The 16571-nt window shown below is 68.8% G+C and carries 13 protein-coding genes; 7 read left to right on the top strand and 6 right to left on the bottom strand.

Going from position 1 to position 16571, the window contains the following annotated elements; all coding sequences use genetic code 11:
• The first annotated feature begins 117 nt into the window (after nt 1-117).
• On the top strand, nt 118-1449 hold the full coding sequence (gene gltX / locus Q1B08_RS08635) for a glutamate--tRNA ligase (RefSeq protein WP_299817172.1): 1332 nt from the start codon (nt 118-120) through the stop codon (nt 1447-1449).
• Between the two features lie 254 nt (nt 1450-1703).
• Here the strand turns inward: gltX and Q1B08_RS08640 are convergent, their stop codons facing one another.
• Both Q1B08_RS08640 and Q1B08_RS08645 read right to left on the bottom strand, forming a co-directional pair.
• Nucleotides 1704-3161 carry an ATP-binding protein gene (locus tag Q1B08_RS08640; RefSeq protein WP_299817174.1) on the bottom strand — a complete coding sequence of 486 codons (1458 nt, stop codon included), beginning with the start codon at nt 3159-3161 and terminating at the stop codon, nt 1704-1706.
• Nucleotides 3162-3202: 41 nt separating this feature from the next.
• Nucleotides 3203-5092, bottom strand: coding sequence for an AMP-binding protein (locus tag Q1B08_RS08645; RefSeq protein WP_299817176.1), 1890 nt, complete (start codon nt 5090-5092; stop codon nt 3203-3205).
• Between the two features lie 161 nt (nt 5093-5253).
• Between Q1B08_RS08645 and Q1B08_RS08650 the strand changes: the two genes are divergently transcribed.
• The gene (locus tag Q1B08_RS08650; protein ID WP_299817178.1) at nt 5254-5721 is read left to right on the top strand and encodes a TIGR01244 family sulfur transferase; all 468 of its coding nucleotides are present in this window, start codon (nt 5254-5256) and stop codon (nt 5719-5721) included.
• A 672-nt stretch (nt 5722-6393) separates the two neighbouring features.
• On the opposite strand, the gene Q1B08_RS08655 is transcribed toward Q1B08_RS08650, so the two are convergent.
• From Q1B08_RS08655 to argE, 4 genes are all read right to left on the bottom strand, one after another.
• Nucleotides 6394-6603, bottom strand: coding sequence for a hypothetical protein (locus tag Q1B08_RS08655; RefSeq protein ID WP_299817180.1), 210 nt, complete (start codon nt 6601-6603; stop codon nt 6394-6396).
• A gap of 285 nt (nt 6604-6888) precedes the next feature.
• A complete protein-coding gene (locus tag Q1B08_RS08660; RefSeq protein ID WP_299817182.1) occupies nt 6889-8049 on the bottom strand; it encodes a M20 aminoacylase family protein in 1161 nt (386 codons plus the stop codon).
• A 47-nt stretch (nt 8050-8096) separates the two neighbouring features.
• Complete coding sequence (locus tag Q1B08_RS08665; protein WP_299817183.1) at nt 8097-9041, bottom strand: mechanosensitive ion channel family protein; 945 nt, start codon at nt 9039-9041, stop codon at nt 8097-8099.
• Between the two features lie 18 nt (nt 9042-9059).
• On the bottom strand, nt 9060-10223 hold the full coding sequence (gene argE, locus Q1B08_RS08670) for an acetylornithine deacetylase (RefSeq protein WP_299817185.1): 1164 nt from the start codon (nt 10221-10223) through the stop codon (nt 9060-9062).
• Between the two features lie 190 nt (nt 10224-10413).
• Here argE and Q1B08_RS08675 point away from each other — a divergent pair, with 190 nt between their 5' ends.
• From Q1B08_RS08675 to Q1B08_RS08695, 5 genes are all read left to right on the top strand, one after another.
• Entirely contained in the window at nt 10414-11445 is a 1032-nt protein-coding gene (locus Q1B08_RS08675) for an ABC transporter ATP-binding protein (protein ID WP_299817187.1), read from the top strand.
• Nucleotides 11442-12539, top strand: a complete 1098-nt coding sequence (locus Q1B08_RS08680; RefSeq protein ID WP_299817189.1) for an oligopeptide/dipeptide ABC transporter ATP-binding protein — start codon at nt 11442-11444, stop codon at nt 12537-12539. The genes Q1B08_RS08675 and Q1B08_RS08680 overlap by 4 nt, the downstream gene beginning before the upstream one ends.
• Entirely contained in the window at nt 12536-14254 is a 1719-nt protein-coding gene (locus Q1B08_RS08685; protein WP_299817191.1) for a peptide ABC transporter substrate-binding protein, read from the top strand. Before Q1B08_RS08680 ends, Q1B08_RS08685 begins: the two co-directional genes overlap by 4 nt.
• Before the next feature lie 95 nt (nt 14255-14349).
• A complete protein-coding gene (locus Q1B08_RS08690; protein WP_299817193.1) occupies nt 14350-15357 on the top strand; it encodes an ABC transporter permease in 1008 nt (335 codons plus the stop codon).
• Nucleotides 15350-16327: an ABC transporter permease gene (locus Q1B08_RS08695; RefSeq protein ID WP_299817195.1), complete on the top strand. Its 978-nt coding sequence runs from the start codon at nt 15350-15352 to the stop codon at nt 16325-16327. The genes Q1B08_RS08690 and Q1B08_RS08695 overlap by 8 nt, the downstream gene beginning before the upstream one ends.
• The last annotated feature ends 244 nt before the right edge of the window (nt 16328-16571 follow it).

The following is a 16571-nucleotide window of genomic DNA, read 5'->3' on the forward strand; positions in this document are numbered from 1 at the left end:
TGTGCTAGGCCCCGGCCCGGGGGGGACGCAACCCCGAAGCGGCGCCCCGCGCCCCTTGCGCACGGGTGGACAGCCCCCGGCCCCGGTGGCAAACGCCAAGCCGAAAGGATTTCCGTCATGCCCGACACGAACATCGTCACCCGCTTCGCCCCCTCGCCGACCGGGCGGCTGCATGTCGGGAACCTGCGCGCCGCGCTGATGAACTGGATGATCGCGCGAAAGTCCGGCGGCACGTTCATCCTGCGTCTCGACGACACGGATCCGGAACGCTCGCGCGAGGAATATGTCGACGCCATCCGGCGGGACCTGGAATGGCTCGGCCTCGACTGGGACCGGGAGGAGCGGCAATCGGCCCGGATCGACCGCTACATGGCGGCGGCCGACCGGCTGCGCGCGGACGGCCGCCTTTACGAGGCGTTCGAGACGCCGACCGAGCTCGACCTGAAGCGCAAGAAGCAGCTCAACATGGGCCGCCCGCCGGTCTACGACCGCGCCGCGCTGCGGCTGGGCGATTCGGAGCGGGACGCGCTTCGCGCCGAGCGCAACGGTCACTGGCGGTTCCTTCTCGACCACGAACGGATCGAATGGGAGGACGGCATCCTCGGTACGCTCAGCATCGACGCTGCCTCCGTCTCCGACCCGGTCCTGATCCGGGGCGACGGGCAGGTCCTTTATACGATCGCGAGCGTGGTGGACGACACCGAGATGGGCGTGACCCATGTCGTGCGCGGCTCCGATCACGTCACGAACACGGCCACGCAGATCCAGATCATGGCGGCGCTCGGACACGATCACCCCGCCTTCGCGCACCATTCGCTCCTGACCGGACCGCAGGGCGAAGCGCTGTCGAAACGGCTTGGCACGCTGGCCCTCCATGACCTGCGCGAGGCCGGGATCGAGCCGATGGCGGTCCTGTCGCTGATGGCGCGGCTCGGATCGAGCCAGCCGGTCGAGCTGCGCGCCACCCCGCGGGAGCTGGCCGACGCGTTCGAGCTGTCGCAGTTCGGCAGCGCGCCCACCAAGTTCGACGTCGAGAACCTGCGCCCGCTCACCGGGCACTACCTGCAGACCCTGCCCTACGATGCGGTTGCGGCCGACATCGCCGCGCTCGGCGTCCCCGAGGCCGACCGGACGCGATTCTGGCAGGTCGTGCGGGATAATATCCAGACCCGCGCGGAAATGGCGGATTGGTGGCACCTGATGACGCAAGGCGCCGCGCCCAAGATCGCCGACGAGGATGCCGCCTTTGTGCGCGAGGCGCTGACCCGCCTGCCCGAGCCGCCCTTCGCGGACGACACCTGGAAACGCTGGACGGCCGAAGTGAAGGAGGCGACGGGGCGCAAGGGCAAGCAGCTTTTCATGCCGCTGCGTCACGCGCTCACGGGTCGCCATAACGGGCCTGACATGGGCGACCTGATGCCGCTCCTGCAGCGCAAGCCGAGCCTGTAGGTTCCCCGGCATACGACGAGCAGCGACGGGACGCCGACACGAACGGCGAACGTCCCGTCTTGTCCGTTGCGCGGGCCCGGTCGGTGCCGAACCGCACCCGAGCACGGCCGGACCCGTCCGCGCCGCGCCGGCTGCCCATCGTCGAAGCGAATGTTCTCGCCAGAATCTCCGCCGTTCCCGGTGGACCTGAGAGGGCGATGACGCACCGCTGATACCGTTCATCCGGTGTCAGGACGACGAGCGCACCTTCCGGATCACCCTCGCCCTTCCCCGCCCTCGTGCAGGAGATCGGCCCTCGGCAGAGCCCGCCGCAGCTCCGCGAGACGCGCGAGGCAGACCCTGCCCGCGTTCCGCATCGCCCCGACGGGCCTGGCCCGGGCGATCTCGTTCAGGCGGCGCGTCGCGGCCTCTGTCGGAAGCGCGCCGACCGCCGTCGACAGCGACAGCAGGATGTGGGTTTGCGCCTCGACCTCCAGCGCATCGTCGCCCTCCAGCGCCTGCTCGAGGTCGATCTCCACCCGCGCCAGATCTTCCCGCAGCCGGGCGAGCAGCTGATCCTGATGGTCGGGGCCCGCAGCCTGCATCAGTTCCGCGAGCGTGATCGCCGACAGCGCGGGCGCCCGATCCGGGGTCCAGTCCGATGCGTCCGGCCGGATGTCGAGGTAGTGTCGGATGGCGCGGCCGAACGACTCGATCCCGTCGAGCGGCTTGGCGAGGATGCCGTCCGCCCCCGCCTCCAGGATCGCCTCCCCGTTGTCGCCCAGAACATAGGCCGTCATCGCGACCATCGACATCGGCGGCGCGATGCCTCGGGCCTGGCGCAGCCGTTCGGAGCGCAGCACCTCGAGCCCACCCAGCGCCGGCATCTCTATATCGACGATGGCGAGGTCGAACCGCTCCCGCGCCAGCCAGTTCAACGCCTCGATCCCGTCGACCGCCAGTTCGCATTCCGCGCCCATCCGCGTCAGCATCGCGTTGACGAGCGTGCGGTTCGTGCCGGAATCGTCGGCGACGAGGACACGGACCCCCCGCAAGTCGGGCAGCCCGGCGATGCTTTGACCGGGTCTCTTCCAGACCTCCCGCGGGAACCGGACGGTGAGCTGCGCCCCCCCGGTCTCGCGGTTGGCGGCCTTGATCTCGCCCCCCATGTCGCTCACCTGCGCGGCGGCGATGTGCAGCCCCATCCCGGTGCCCGCCGCGCTTCTGGAGCCGCGCGTGGCCGGCTCGAAGATCCGCGGCATGAGATCGGCGGGAATGCCCGGCCCGTCGTCGCTCACGCAGATGCGCAGATGGTCCCCGTCCGTGAGGTCGGCGGCCAGGCGGATCTGGCCGCCCTCGGCGTGGCGCAGGGCGTTGCCCATCAGGTTGGCGAGCACGCGGCGCAACGAAAGGAGGTCGAGCCGCACCACCCGCGGCAGATTCGGCGCGAGCTCCAGCGTGACCCAGGTTCCCGATCCGTGGGTCGCGCCGTGCCAGCGACGGAACTCGTCGGTCAGGAACCGATGGAGGTCGAGGTTGCCGACATGGCCCCTGGCGACGCGTGGCGTTCCGCCAAGGAGCTCCTCGACCAGCCGCGCGAGCAGCTCGGAGGCTGCCTGGACCCGTTCGTGCTGCACCAGCGCCGCCTCGGGCAGCGTTTCCCGGTTCATCAGGCGCAGGCCGCCGATCACGTCCGAGACGGCCGAGCGGATGTCGTGCGCGAGAAGTTGCATCGCGTCCGGTCGGACCGCGCGATCGCGATCCTCCGCGCCACTCACGACGGCGGCACCCCGATGCGGGCCAGCGCGGCGCGAATTTCGTCGAGGATTGCGGGGTCGTCGATGGTCGCGGGCACCTTGACCTCGACGCCGTCCGCGACCTGGGCCATCGTCGCGCGGAGCGTCTTGCCCGAGCGTGTCTTGGGCAGGCGCTCGACGACGCAGGCATGCCGGAAGGCCGCGACCGGACCGATGCGCTCGCGCACGATGGCCACGCATTCCGCCGTGATCTCCTCCTGCGGACGGGTCACGCCGCGCGTCAGGCAGAGCAGGCCGAGCGGCACCTGCCCTTTCACCTCGTCCGCCATGCCGACCACGGCGCATTCCGCGACGTCCGGATGGGTTGCGAGCGCCTCCTCGATCGCGCCGGTGGACAGGCGATGACCGGCGACGTTGATGACGTCGTCCGTCCGCGCCATGATCCAGACATAGCCGTCCTCGTCGATCATCCCGGCATCGCCGGTCTCGTAGAAGCCGGGGAAGGTCGAGAGGTAGCTTTTCACGAAGCGTGCCTCCGCGTTCCACAGGCCGGGCAGGCAACCCGGAGGCAGCGGCAGGCGGATCGCGATGGCGCCGAGCGTTCCCGGCGCGACCTCCCGGCCCCCCTCGTCGAGGATGCGGATGTCGTAGCCCGGCATCGGAACCGAGGGTGAGCCGACCTTGACCGGCAAAAGCTCGAGACCGATCGGGTTGCCGGCGATGGTCCAGCCCGTCTCGGTCTGCCACCAATGGTCGATCACCGGCTTGCCGCTCACGCGGGCAAGCCATTCGATCGTGTCGGGATCGGCCCGCTCTCCGGCGAGGAAGATCGTCCTGAGCCTCGACAGATCGTGACCCGCCATGAGCCGGGCCTCCGGATCCTCGCGGCGGACCGCGCGAAAGGCCGTGGGCGCGGCGAAGAACGCGGCCACCCCGTGCTCGGCCATCACCCGCCAGAAAGTGCCCGCATCCGGCGTGCCGACCGGCTTGCCCTCGAACAGGACCGAGGTGCAGCCGTGGATCAGCGGCGCGTAACACATGTAGCTGTGCCCCACGACCCAGCCCACATCCGACGCGGCCCAGAACACCTCGCCCGGCGCGACGCCGTAGACGTTGGTCATCGACCATTCGAGCGCGACGAGATGCCCCGCCGTGGGACGCACCACGCCCTTGGGAGCCCCCGTCGTGCCCGAGGTGTAAAGGATGTATGCGGGATGGCTGCCGGCGACCGGCACGCAATCGGCACGCTCGGCGGCGGCCGTGGCCTCGCGCCAGTCGACATCCCGCGGCCCCATCTCGGCCCGCAGCGCGTCGCGTTGCAGGATCAGGCAGAACTCGACCTGGTGCGAGGCCATCTCGATCGCCGCGTCGAGGAGCGGCTTGTAGGCGACGACGCGCGACGGCTCGATCCCGCAGGATCCGGCCAGCACGGCGACCGGTTTGGCATCGTCGATCCGCACCGCAAGCTCGGAAGCGGCGAAGCCCCCGAAGACGACCGAATGGATCGCCCCGATCCGCGCACAGGCGAGCATCGCCTCCACCGCCTCCGGCACCATCGGCATGTAGACCACGACGCGGTCGCCCGCCGCGACGCCCCGCGCCTCGAGCGCGCCGGCAAGCCGGGCAACGCGGTCTTGCAGGTCCGCATATGTGATCCGCGCGACCGTGCCCGTCACCGGGCTGTCGTGGATCAGGGCCAGGCGGTCGCCATGGCCCGCCGCGACATGCCGGTCGACCGCGTTCCAGCAGGTGTTGACCTCCCCGTCGGCAAACCATTCCGGCACCGGTCCGCCGAGATCGTGCAGCGCCCTGGTCGGCATCCGGACCCAGTCGATCGCGCTCGTCTGTTCCATCCAGAACCCCTCCGGGTCGGATCGCGCACGCTCCCATTCCGATTTCCAGCCCATGCCCTGTCGCCCTCCCGTTCCCCGTCACGTTTCTAGGGTCGCGCCGGCCGCCTGCGCAAGCAAGCGCAGCAGCGTTCGCGCCGGAACGTCGGGCCCGGCCTTACGTGCCCGGGCCCGTGGGAGGATTGCGGTCCGGCTTTACCTCTCGGGGGGCGACAGGCATGCTCCGCGTGAGACAGGAGCCGCAGGGAGGCATCGGTATAGACCTCAGACCCCTGGACGAAACCACGTCCGTCGCGCCGCAGCTCGATCCCGCCGACATGGCCACCCTGGCCGCGACGGGGGTCACGACGATCATCTGCAACCGGCCCGACGCGGAGGTTCCGCCCTCGCACCGGGCCGCCGCCATGCAGGAAGCGGTCGAGGCCGCGGGCATGGCCTTCGTCTACAACCCCGTCGCCGGTCAGGCGCTGACGATGCAATCCATCGAGGAACAGGCGGATGCGATCGACGCGGTCGAGGGCGGCACGGTCGCCTATTGCGCCTCCGGCACGCGCTCCGCGATCCTCTGGGCGCTCGCCATGGCGGGCCGGATGCCGGCTGACGAAATCCTCGCTGCGACGCGCATGGCGGGCTACGACCTCGAAGGGCTGCGCCCGCAGATCGCCGCGCTCGAGGCACAGCGCTAAAATCGGTTTGCCCCCATCCCGACTCACCGGGGATTCCTGCAGGGTCGTTCGTCCAATTCGCCTTCGGGGCGCCGGAGGCGGCGCGGAGGCGGGCCGGCGCGGCGCTCCCCGATCCACCGGTCCGGGCCAGGGTTTCATGCAAAGAAAGGCCCGGTCGCGCGGGGGCGTCCGCGGGCTGGTATCGGGCCGGTCGGCCGGTCTCCCTCCCCTCCTGGCAGATCGCGACGCACTCGCCGGCCGCGATGCGTCGATCGCGCCCCATGGCGATCGGGGGCGCGATGGACCGGGCCGCGTTCGGCATCCGCGTCGAGACCCGGCTCGCCCCGGCCCGGTCGCGCGGCACCGCGTGATCCCCGATAACCTCTCCACCCGCGAGGGCCCGAAAGCGGCCGGGATCCGGAACGGTCAGGGATGCCGGATGTCGGTCCGGCCCGCTTGTGCCAGACCCGAACCCGATCGAAACGGCCTTCTCCGGACCGAAGGCTCATCTCCGGCGCATCGGCGCCCGCGCCTGCGATCCCCCGTCTCCAAGCCCTCGGCGACATCGGGGGCCTGTTCGATCCCGGGGCGGGCCAGACCGTCTTCGGCGCCGCGGGATACGCGCCCGATTGAAAAAAATCGGTTTGGACCGGACGTCCGGCCCTCCTGCGGATCAGGTTTCCGCCTGCCGCGTCAGTTTTGGAACGATCCGTTGCCGAAGGCGACCTCGACGCGCTGCCGTTGGCCTCGCGCCTGGGTCGGAACGCAGCGCGGCTCCATGCGCGCGAGGCTGTCGACCGTGACCGCCCGGGCGAGCCCGGTCAGGCTCCGGCGCACGGCCTCGCCGATGAGAAAGACCTTCGCGCGTTGCAGGACCTGCCATGCGCCGGGGCGCATCCGCATGTTGCCGAGCGCCCGGAGGCCACGGATTAGGACTGCGCCGGCAGCCGCCGGACCAGCCGGTCGAATGGATACCGATTTCGTCCGGGCCGTGTCGGGACCTCTCGGCCGAGCCGACAAGGGGAAGCAGGGCAAGAACGGCCGCGGGGAGGAGGAGACGAAGAAACCGCCTGCGAACACGTCCAGAACGTTGTGAAACGCCCGCGTCTCGGAGGGGGCACGATCCGTGTGAGGCCTGAAGTTCCGGAACAACGGGTTTCCCGCGACCTTGTCGCGATACCCCGGCGTTCAGGCCGCCGGCATCCGCCGTTCCACAACCTCCGCCCACCAGGAACAGCCGGCGGGAATGGCCTCGTCGGCAAAGTCGTATTCGGGATGGTGGACCGGCGCCGTGTCGCCGTTGCCGACAAGGATATAGGCCCCGGGGCGTTCCTCGAGCATGAAGGCGAAATCCTCGCCGCCCATGACGAGTGGCGCCTCTCCGCAATCGCCGGATACGGAACGGGCGATGTCGGCGGCGAAGGCGGTCTGATCCTCGTGATTCACCATCACCGGGTAGTTCCGCTGGTAATCCACATCCGCCGCGCCGCCGAAGGTCGCGGCCACGCCGGCGCTGATCGCCTTGATCCGCGTCTCCGCCAAGTCGCGCATCGCGGGGGACATCGTGCGGACGGTGCCTTTCAGCTCGACGCGCTGCGGGATGACATTGAACGCCTTGGAGGAGGATTCCATCGACGTGACCGAGACGACGATCTGGTCCACCGGGTCGGCATTGCGCGAGACGATGGATTGCAGCGCCGTGATGAGATGCGCGGCCATCAGGCCGGTATCGACGACCTCCTGCGGCTTGGCCGCGTGGCCGCCGCGCCCTTCAAGCTGGATGTTGAACACGTCCGTCGCCGCGAAGAACGCCCCCGGACGGATCGCGAAGGCGCCGACCGGCATGCCGGGCCAGTTGTGCATGCCGTAGACCTCCTGGACGTTCCAGCGGTCCATGATGCCGTCCTCGCACATTTCGCGCCCGCCGCCGCCGCCCTCCTCGGCGGGCTGGAAGATCAGGACGACGGTGCCGTCGAAGTTCCGCGTTTCGGCCAGGTACTGCGCCGCGCCGAGGAGCATCGCCGTATGGCCGTCATGCCCGCAGGCGTGCATCGCGTTCGCCACTTTCGAGGCGTGCGGCAGGCCCGTCTGTTCGTTCATCGGCAGCGCGTCCATGTCGGCGCGCAGGCCGATTGCCTTGCCGGAATCGGTCTTGCCGCGGATCACGCCGATTACGCCGGTGCGGCCGATCCCCTCCACCACCTCGTCGCAGCCGAACGCACGCAGACGCTCGGCGACGAGGCCGGAGGTGCGCTGCGTGTCGAACAGGATCTCGGGATTCTCGTGCAGGTCGCGGCGCCAGGCGGTGATCTCGGGAAGCAATTCGGCGAAGCGGTTCTTGACGGGCATATGGCTCTCCTTTTCGCGGCGGACCCTGCGCCCGGTCTCGGAGGAGTTCAAGCGTCTCCGCCGGTCGCCGTCTCCGAGCGCGGCAGGGCCGTCGACCGATCGCCGCGATCGCCACCCGTTTCGGTACCGGTCCGGTCGTGCAGATAGAGCGTGCGTGTGGGGAACGGGATCTCGATGCCGTTCTCCCGGAACGCATCCTCCACGGCGAGCATGACGTCGGACGCGACATGGACCACGTCGGCCTGCGTCGATTTCGTCCACCAGCGCAGGCGCACGACCTTGGAGAAATCGCCCAGATCGACGGACAGGGCCACGGGCGGAGGGTCGGCCATCACGCGCTCGATCCCGACGACCGCGTCCACCGCGACCTTCATGGCGAGCTTGGTGTCGCTGCCGTGGGTGATGCCGAAATCGTATTGCGACCGACGGGCCGGGAAGGCCGTGTTGACGGTGACCGCGTCGGTATAGACATCCGCGTTCGGGATCACGACGCGGCGGCCGTCATAGGTCTTGATGAGCGTCGCGCGCGTCTGGATATGCTCGACCGTGCCCTCGTAGTCACCGACGACGATCTGGTCGCCCACCGCGAAGGGCTGCCGGATCAGAAGGAGGATGCCGGATAGCAGGTTCTGCAGGATGTCCTTGAAGGCGAAGCCGATCGCGACCGTACCGATGCCGAGCCCTGCGATCAGGTCGCCGGGGCGGATCGAGGGCGTCAGGATCGTCAGCGCCAGCATGCCCCCCGCGATCCAGATCGCCCAGCGCACCACGCTGCCGATCACGGCACCAAGATCCGCGCGCCGCCGGTTGCGCGCCATGCGCCGGATGCCGAGACCGACCAGGATGCCGAGCGTGACGAAGATCACCGTCACCGCGATGGCGACCGCGATGTTCGGGATCAGCCGGAAGAGACCGTCGAGCCAGCTGTCGAGCTTCGCGACGATCAACCCGGGATCGGCGTGGATCTCCTGCGGCGTCGTGTTCCCTTCCATGCCACGCCCCCCGCCGTCTCAGACCAGCGTCTGGACCACCCGGCGCAGGAGCGCCTCGCCCTTCTCGAACTGGTCAACGGCGATCCATTCGTCGGGCTGGTGCGCCTGCGCGATGTCGCCGGGACCGCAGACGACGGCGGAGTAGCCGCGTTCCTGGAACTGGCCCGCCTCCGTGCCGTAGGTGACGACATGCGTGCCGTTGTCGCCGGTCAGGCGCCGGATCAGGCCCTCGGCCGCGCCGTCCGGTTCCGGTCTGAGGGCGGGAACGCCGTGCGTCGTCTCCCAGGTCACGCCGGCCTGCGGATGGCGGGCGCGGAGTTCGGCGTCGAGCTCGGTCAGGTAAGCGCCCATCGCGCTGCGGTGCCGCTCGATGTCGTCGCCCGCGGGCACCCGGAAGCCCAGTTTGAAGGTGCAGTCCTTCGCCGTGATGTTGTGCGCCGTGCCGCCCTGGATCATGCCGACATGCGCGGTGGTGTGCGGCGGGTCGAAGGCGGCGGAGACGGGATCCGGCGCTTCGGCCCAGATCGCGGCGTTGCGCTCGTTGACCCAATGGAGGATGCGGCCCGCCTCGTGCACGGCACTCACCCCCTGCGGCAGCTTGGACGAATGCACCTCGTAGCCGTGGACGTGGATGTCCGCGATGGTGGAGGCATTGTGTCCGGTGACGGGGCGCAGCATCGAGGGCTCGCCGATGATGGCGGCGGCGGCGCGCGGCAGGTGGGCCGCCATCTCGTCGATCATCGGCGGCGCGCCGATGCAGCCGACCTCCTCGTCGTAGGACAGTGCGATCTGAAGGGGCCGCGATACGCCGAGCTCGAGCGCATAGGGCACCATCGCGAGCGCGAGCGCGTCGAACCCCTTCATGTCGGCGCAGCCGCGGCCGTAGAAGCGACCGTCGGCCTCCGTCACTGCGAAAGGCTCGTAGTGCCAGTCCTGACCGTCCACCGGCACGACGTCGGTATGGCCCGAAAGCACGATGCCGTCCTTCACCTCGGGCCCGACATTCGCGTAGAGCGCGGCCTTCGTGCCGGTCGCGTCGTAGACCCGGCGCGCGGTGACGCCGTGGGATGCGAGATACTCCTCCACCCAATCGATCAGGTCGAGATTCGAGTCCCGGCTCACGGTGGGAAAGGACACCAGCCGCTCCATGATCTCGCGGGCGGACAGCTTTGCTTGGGACATCGGGGCACCTCCGGCGCCATCCGTGCTGCCCCTCCGGGCGAAGGTCAAGCACGCTGCCCGAAAACCGGGCGCTCCGGTGCCTGTGTTCGAAAAGCGGGTAAATCGCTTGCGGGGCGGCAAGCATGTGCTAGCGTGTGCGGCGGAACGGAGGGCGGCAACGACCTTTCGGCGAAGAAACGGGGGGTGGTGGATGCCGCAGGGCGACACCGGGAGCGAGGCCCAGAACGTACTGGACGTGCGCGATCTTCATACCGTGTTCCGGACCCGTTCGGGCGAGGTCCATGCGGTCAATTCCGTGAATTTCAGCGTCAAGCCGGGCGAGTTGCTGGGCGTCGTGGGCGAGAGCGGTTCCGGCAAGTCGGTCACGATGATGTCGCTGATCGGCCTTCTTCCCAGTCCGCCCGCGGAGGTGCGGTCCGGCGAGGTGCTGCTCGACGGGGAGGATCTGCTGAAGGCGTCGCCGGCGCGGTTGCGCGATGTGCGGGGCGGCGAGATCGGGTTCATCTTTCAGGACCCGATGACCTCGCTCAATCCGGTCTTCGACGTCGGCTTCCAGATCATGGAGCCGATCCGCCGCCATATGGGGCTCAACAAGCGGCAGGCGCGCGACCGCGCGATCGAGCTTCTGGACCTCGTCGGCATTCCCGGCGCGGCGGGACGGCTCGGGGACTACCCGCATCAGTTCTCCGGTGGCATGCGGCAGCGGGTGATGATCGCCATCGCGCTGGCCTGCGACCCGAAGGTGCTGATCGCGGACGAGCCGACCACCGCGCTCGACGTGACGATCCAGGCGCAGATCCTCGAGATCATCGAGGATCTGCGCCAGAAGCTCGGCATGGCCATCGTCTGGATCACCCACGATCTGGGGGTGGTCGCGGGCATCGCCGACCGCGTCCTCGTGATGTATGGCGGCCAGATCGTGGAGCAGGCGCCCGTGCATCCGCTCTTCAACGATCCGCGCCATCCCTATACCCGCGCGCTCCTCAAGACCGTGCCATCGGTGTCGGGCGCACGGGCGGCGAAGCTGCAGGTCATCGCCGGGCAGCCGCCGATCCTCGGCGCGGCGCCCTCGGCCTGCCCGTTCCGCGACCGCTGCCCTCTGGTTTTCGACCGCTGCCATCAGCAGAACCCGCCGCGGGAGATCGTGGCCCCCGGCCATGACGCGGCCTGCTTCCACCCCTCCGCCCGGACCGGGCGCGAAGTGGCGGAGGCCTCCGCATGACGCGCCCGCTGGTCGAGGTGCGGGACCTGAAGATGCATTTCCCGATCTATTCCGGTCTGCTGCGCCGTCAGGTGGGGGCGGTGAAGGCCGTGGACGGGGTGAGCTTCGACATCCTCGAGGGCGAGACGCTGGGCCTCGTGGGCGAGTCGGGCTGCGGCAAGTCCACCTGCGGGCGTGCCGTGCTGCGGCTCTACGACATCACCGGCGGCGAGATCGTGATCGACGGCCGCGCCATCGGGTCCGATCCACAGGACCGGCTGCGCGACATGCGTCCGACGATGCAGATGGTGTTCCAGGACCCTCAGGCCTCGCTGAACCCCCGCATGACGGTGGGCGCGATCATCGGGGAGCCGTTGTCCGAGCACACCAGGATGTCGCGCTCGGAACGCCGCGAGCGGGTCGAGGAGCTGATGGATCAGGTCGGGCTCAACCGCGCCTTCGTGAACCGCTACCCGCACGAGTTCTCCGGCGGGCAGCGGCAGCGGATCGGGATCGCCCGGGCGCTGGCGCTGAACCCGAAGTTCATCGTCTGCGACGAGCCCATCGCCGCGCTCGACGTGTCGATCCAGGCGCAGGTCGTCAACCTGCTCGAGGAGCTGCAGGACAGGCTCGGGCTCACCTACCTCTTCATCAGCCACGACCTGTCGATGGTGCGCCACATCGCCGACCGCGTGGCGGTGATGTATCTCGGCAAGGTGGTCGAGCTCGCCCCCCGTGACGCGCTTTATTCCGAGCCGCTGCATCCCTACACGCAGGCGCTCCTTTCCGCCGTGCCCGAGCCCGACCCGATGCTGGCCGGGCAGAAGAAGGACCGGATCGTGCTTCAGGGCGACGTGCCCAGTCCCGCCAATCCCCCCGCCGGTTGCAACTTCTGCACCCGTTGCCCGAAGGTGATGGAGGTCTGCCACCGCATCGACCCCGCCTTCCTCGAGATCGCGCCGGGGCACTGGTCGGCCTGTCACCTGCACGACCCCGCCCATCGCGGAACGGTGGAGGCGGGTCCGGAGGGAACCGACAACGAGAACGCGGGCCGACCCGCGCGACGAGAAGCCCCCGCGAACGGGGCGAGCATCCAACAAGGAGACGCAACATGAAGACGAAGTCAGCCCTGCTCTGCGCGGTCGCGAGCTTCGCCATGGCCCCCCTGGCGCATGCCCAGGACGCCGGAGGCGAGCGCGGGCGCGACGGCCAGCTCAACATCCTCTACTGGCAGGCCCCCTCGATCCTGAACCCATACCTGTCGAGCGGCACGAAAGACGTGGAAAGCGCCTCGCTCGTCATCGAGCCGCTGGTGCGGTTCGACGAGAACGGCGAGATGGTGCCCTGGCTCGCCGAGGAGATCCCGACGGTCGAGAACGGCGGCGTCAGCGAGGACCTGACCTCGATCACATGGAAGCTGAAGCCCGGAATCCTGTGGTCGGACGGCACGCCGCTCACCGCCGAGGACGTCGTATTCACCTGGGAATACTGCACCGATCCGGAAGGCGGCTGCGCGCAGGCGCAGTATTTCGACAACGTCACCAATGTCGAGGCGGTCGACGACGAGACCGTCAAGATCACCTTCAACATGCCGAAGCCGTTCCCCTACACCGCCTTCGTCGGCTCCGAGTCGCCCATCATCCAGAAGGCGCAGTTCGAGAATTGCCGGGGCGCGGCCGCGCCGACCTGCACGGACGCGAATTTCGGCCCGATCGGCACCGGCCCGTTCATGGTCGAGGATTTCCGGCCCAACGACGTCGTCACGCTGACGGCCAACCCGAACTACCGCGAGGAGGGCAAGCCGGCCTTCGCGTCCGTCAACTTCAAGGGCGGCGGCGACGCGGCGGGCGCGGCGCGGGCCGTGTTGTCGACGGGCGAATACGACTACGCCTGGAACCTGCAGCTCTCGCCCGAGGTGCTCGACCAGCTCAGTGCCGCGGGCCTCGGCACGGTGGTCGCGGCCTACGGAACCTCCGTCGAGCGGATCGAGATCAACCAGACCGATCCGTCGGCGAGCCTCGGCGACGAGCGATCCACGGTCGCCCATCCGCACCCGTTCCTCACCGACCCGGCCGTGCCGGCCGCCATGTCGAAGGCGATCGACCGGCAGCTTCTGGTCGATATCGGCTATGGGCCCGGCGGCCAGCCGACCTGCAACATCCTGCCCGCGCCGGAGGCCTACGCCTCGACCGCGAACGACGATTGCCTGAACTACGACCCCGAAGCCGCCAAGGCGATGCTCGAGGAGGCCGGCTGGGTCGACGAGGACGGCGACGGCATCCGTGAAAAGGACGGGGTTCGGCTTTCGGTGCTGTTCCAGACCTCGGTCAACGCGGTGCGCCAGGACGTGCAGGCGCTCATCAAGGAAGACTGGGAAAACATCGGGATCGAGACGGAGCTCCGCTCGGTCGACGCCTCGGTCTTCTTCGGCGGCGATCCCTCCTCGCCGGACACGTTCCAGAAGTTCTTCGCCGACGTGGAAATGTACACGAACAACTTCGCCGGCGTGGACCCGCAGGCCTACATGGCCGGCTGGCGGTGCAGCGACATCCCGTCCCCCGAGACGCAGTGGCAGGGCCAGAACGTGCCGCGTTTCTGCTCGGAGGAATACGACGCGCTCGTCGACGAACTCGGCGATACCGCCGACATCGAGGAGCGGGGCGAGATCGCCAAGCGGCTGAACGACATGCTCGTGCAGAACTACGCCATGCTGCCGCTGATCCACCGCGGCAACCCGGCGGCGCATGCCAATACGCTGGGCGGCATCCGCATGAACGACTGGGACAGCGAGCTTTGGAACATCGCGGACTGGTACCGCATCTCCGAATGACCGGCCACGGGGCGCGCGTCGCGTCCTGAGCGAAACCGGGGCCGGCAACCCAGCCGGCCCCGACACAGACGGCCCGTCCAAGCGAAAGTCGCCGCATGCTGACCTTCACCTTCCGGCGATTGCTGTATGCGATCCCGACCCTGCTGTTCATCAGCCTCGTGATCTTCCTGCTCCTCGACCTCGCGCCGGGCGATCCGATGGCGCAGATGCCGCTGACCGTTCCCGACGAGGTCAAGGCGCGGATGCGGGAGGCGCTGGGTCTGGGCGAGCCGATCCACATCCGCTACTGGAAATGGCTGGTCCAGTTCTTCTGGGTCGAGCCCTTGCACATGCTCGACAGCCTGCTCGGCACCGGTTTCGCCGAGGGCAGCCAGCGCATCCTCTCGTGGCAGACGCGCTCCCCCGTCGTCGACATCGTGATGCAACGCATGCCGCAGACGCTCTGGGTCGTCGGCACCGCCTACGTCGTGGCCATCCTGATCGCCATTCCGGTCGGCATCTATTCGGCCTACCGCCAGTATTCGCTGTTCGACCAGGCCGGGACCTTCGTCACGATGGTCGGCTTCTCGGTGCCGCCCTTCTTCTCGGGCGTCCTCGTGATCATCATCTTCGCCTCGCAACTCGGCTGGTTCCCGTCGATCTACGACACACGCCTCGTGGTGGATTCCTGGTCCGATTTCGGCCTCCAGGTCCGGCAGATGTTCCTGCCGGTGATGGTGCTGGCGCTGCAGATCACCTCGCAACTCAGCCGCTTCATGCGCGCCTCCATGCTCGACAACCTCAATCAGGACTACGTCCGCACCGCCCGCGCCAAGGGTCTGCGGGAGAAGACGGTAGTGCTCGTTCACGTGCTGCGGAACTCGATGATCCCGGTCGTCACCGTGATCGCGCTCGGCGTGCCGTCGATCTTCGGCGGCGCGATCATCACGGAGCAGGTCTTCAAGGTGAACGGGATCGGCCAGCTCCTGATCACCGCCATCCAGGGCAACGACCTGCCGATGGTTCAGACGCTGACCTTCATTTTCGCGGTGCTGATCGTGCTTTTCAATCTGATCGCCGACGTCCTCTACGGCATCCTCGACCCCCGGATACGCTATGACTAACGCCCACGCCCCCGAGACCCCGGTCGGCGCGGACCGGGGCACCGTCGCCGCCTCCGCCCCCGTCGCCGGGTCCGAGCCGATCCTGCTGACGCAGGCACGCAGCCAGTGGTGGGATGTGTGGGACCAGTTCCGCAACCACAAGGGCGCGATGGCGGGCGCGGCCGTGTTCCTGCTGATCGTCCTAGTCGTCGTCTTCGGGCCCTACGCGTGGCCCTTCGATCCGACCGAGACGAATATTCGCAGCCGCAACCAGGGGATGAGCCTGACGCATCCTCTGGGCACCGATCAGCTCGGCCGGGATGTCTTCGCGCGGATGATCCAGGGCGGGCGCGTGTCGCTCGCCGTGGGCATGACCGCTATGGCGCTGTCGCTTGTGCTGGGGACGTTGATCGGGGTGCTCGCCGGCTACTTCCGCCGGCTCGACGGGCCGCTCATGCGCCTGACCGACCTGTTCCTCGCGCTGCCGCTCCTGCCGCTCCTCCTCGTCATGGTGCTTTTGTTCCGGGAGCCGCTGACGGCCGCGTTCGGGATCGAGACGGGAATCTTCATCCTGATCGTCTCCGCCATCGGCATCACCTCCTGGATGCAGACGGCGCGGATCGTGCGCGGCGACGTGCTGGCCCTGAAGGAGCGCGAGTTCGTCCTCGCCGCGCGCTCGATCGGAACGCCCGCGCGGCGGATCGTGACCCGCCACGTCCTGCCGAACGTGCTGTCGCCGATCATGGTTTCGGCCACGCTCGGCATCGCCACGGCGATCATCACCGAAAGCGCGTTGAGCTTCCTCGGCCTCGGTTTTCCGCCGGACTTTCCGACCTGGGGGCGGCTTCTGAACGACGGCGTGCCGTATCTGGAGCTATATCCGGGGCGGGCCTTCTGGCCGGGGCTGGCGATCTCGCTCGTCGTGCTGTCGATCAATTACGTGGGCGACGGCCTGCGCGACGCGCTCGATCCCCGCATCCGCGGCCGCTGATCCGGTCGCTATCGCGGTTTGTGTTTATATCGGGTGCGTATCTTGCGGCGCCGAAGACGTTCCGGCCCGCCCCGGGATCGAACAGGCCGCAGATGTCGCCGAGGGCTTGGAGAAGGGGATCGCAGGCGCGTGCGCCGATGCGGCGGGGGTGAGCCCGGCTTCCCGCGTCCGACCGGCACGAATGACCTGCGGCGATGCGGCCGAGGATCCGCTCGCGACGATCCTTCGCGTGGAATGCGCCCAT

It is taken from the genome of uncultured Jannaschia sp. (assembly GCF_947494025.1).
In the GTDB taxonomy this organism is placed as follows: Bacteria; Pseudomonadota; Alphaproteobacteria; order Rhodobacterales; family Rhodobacteraceae; genus Jannaschia.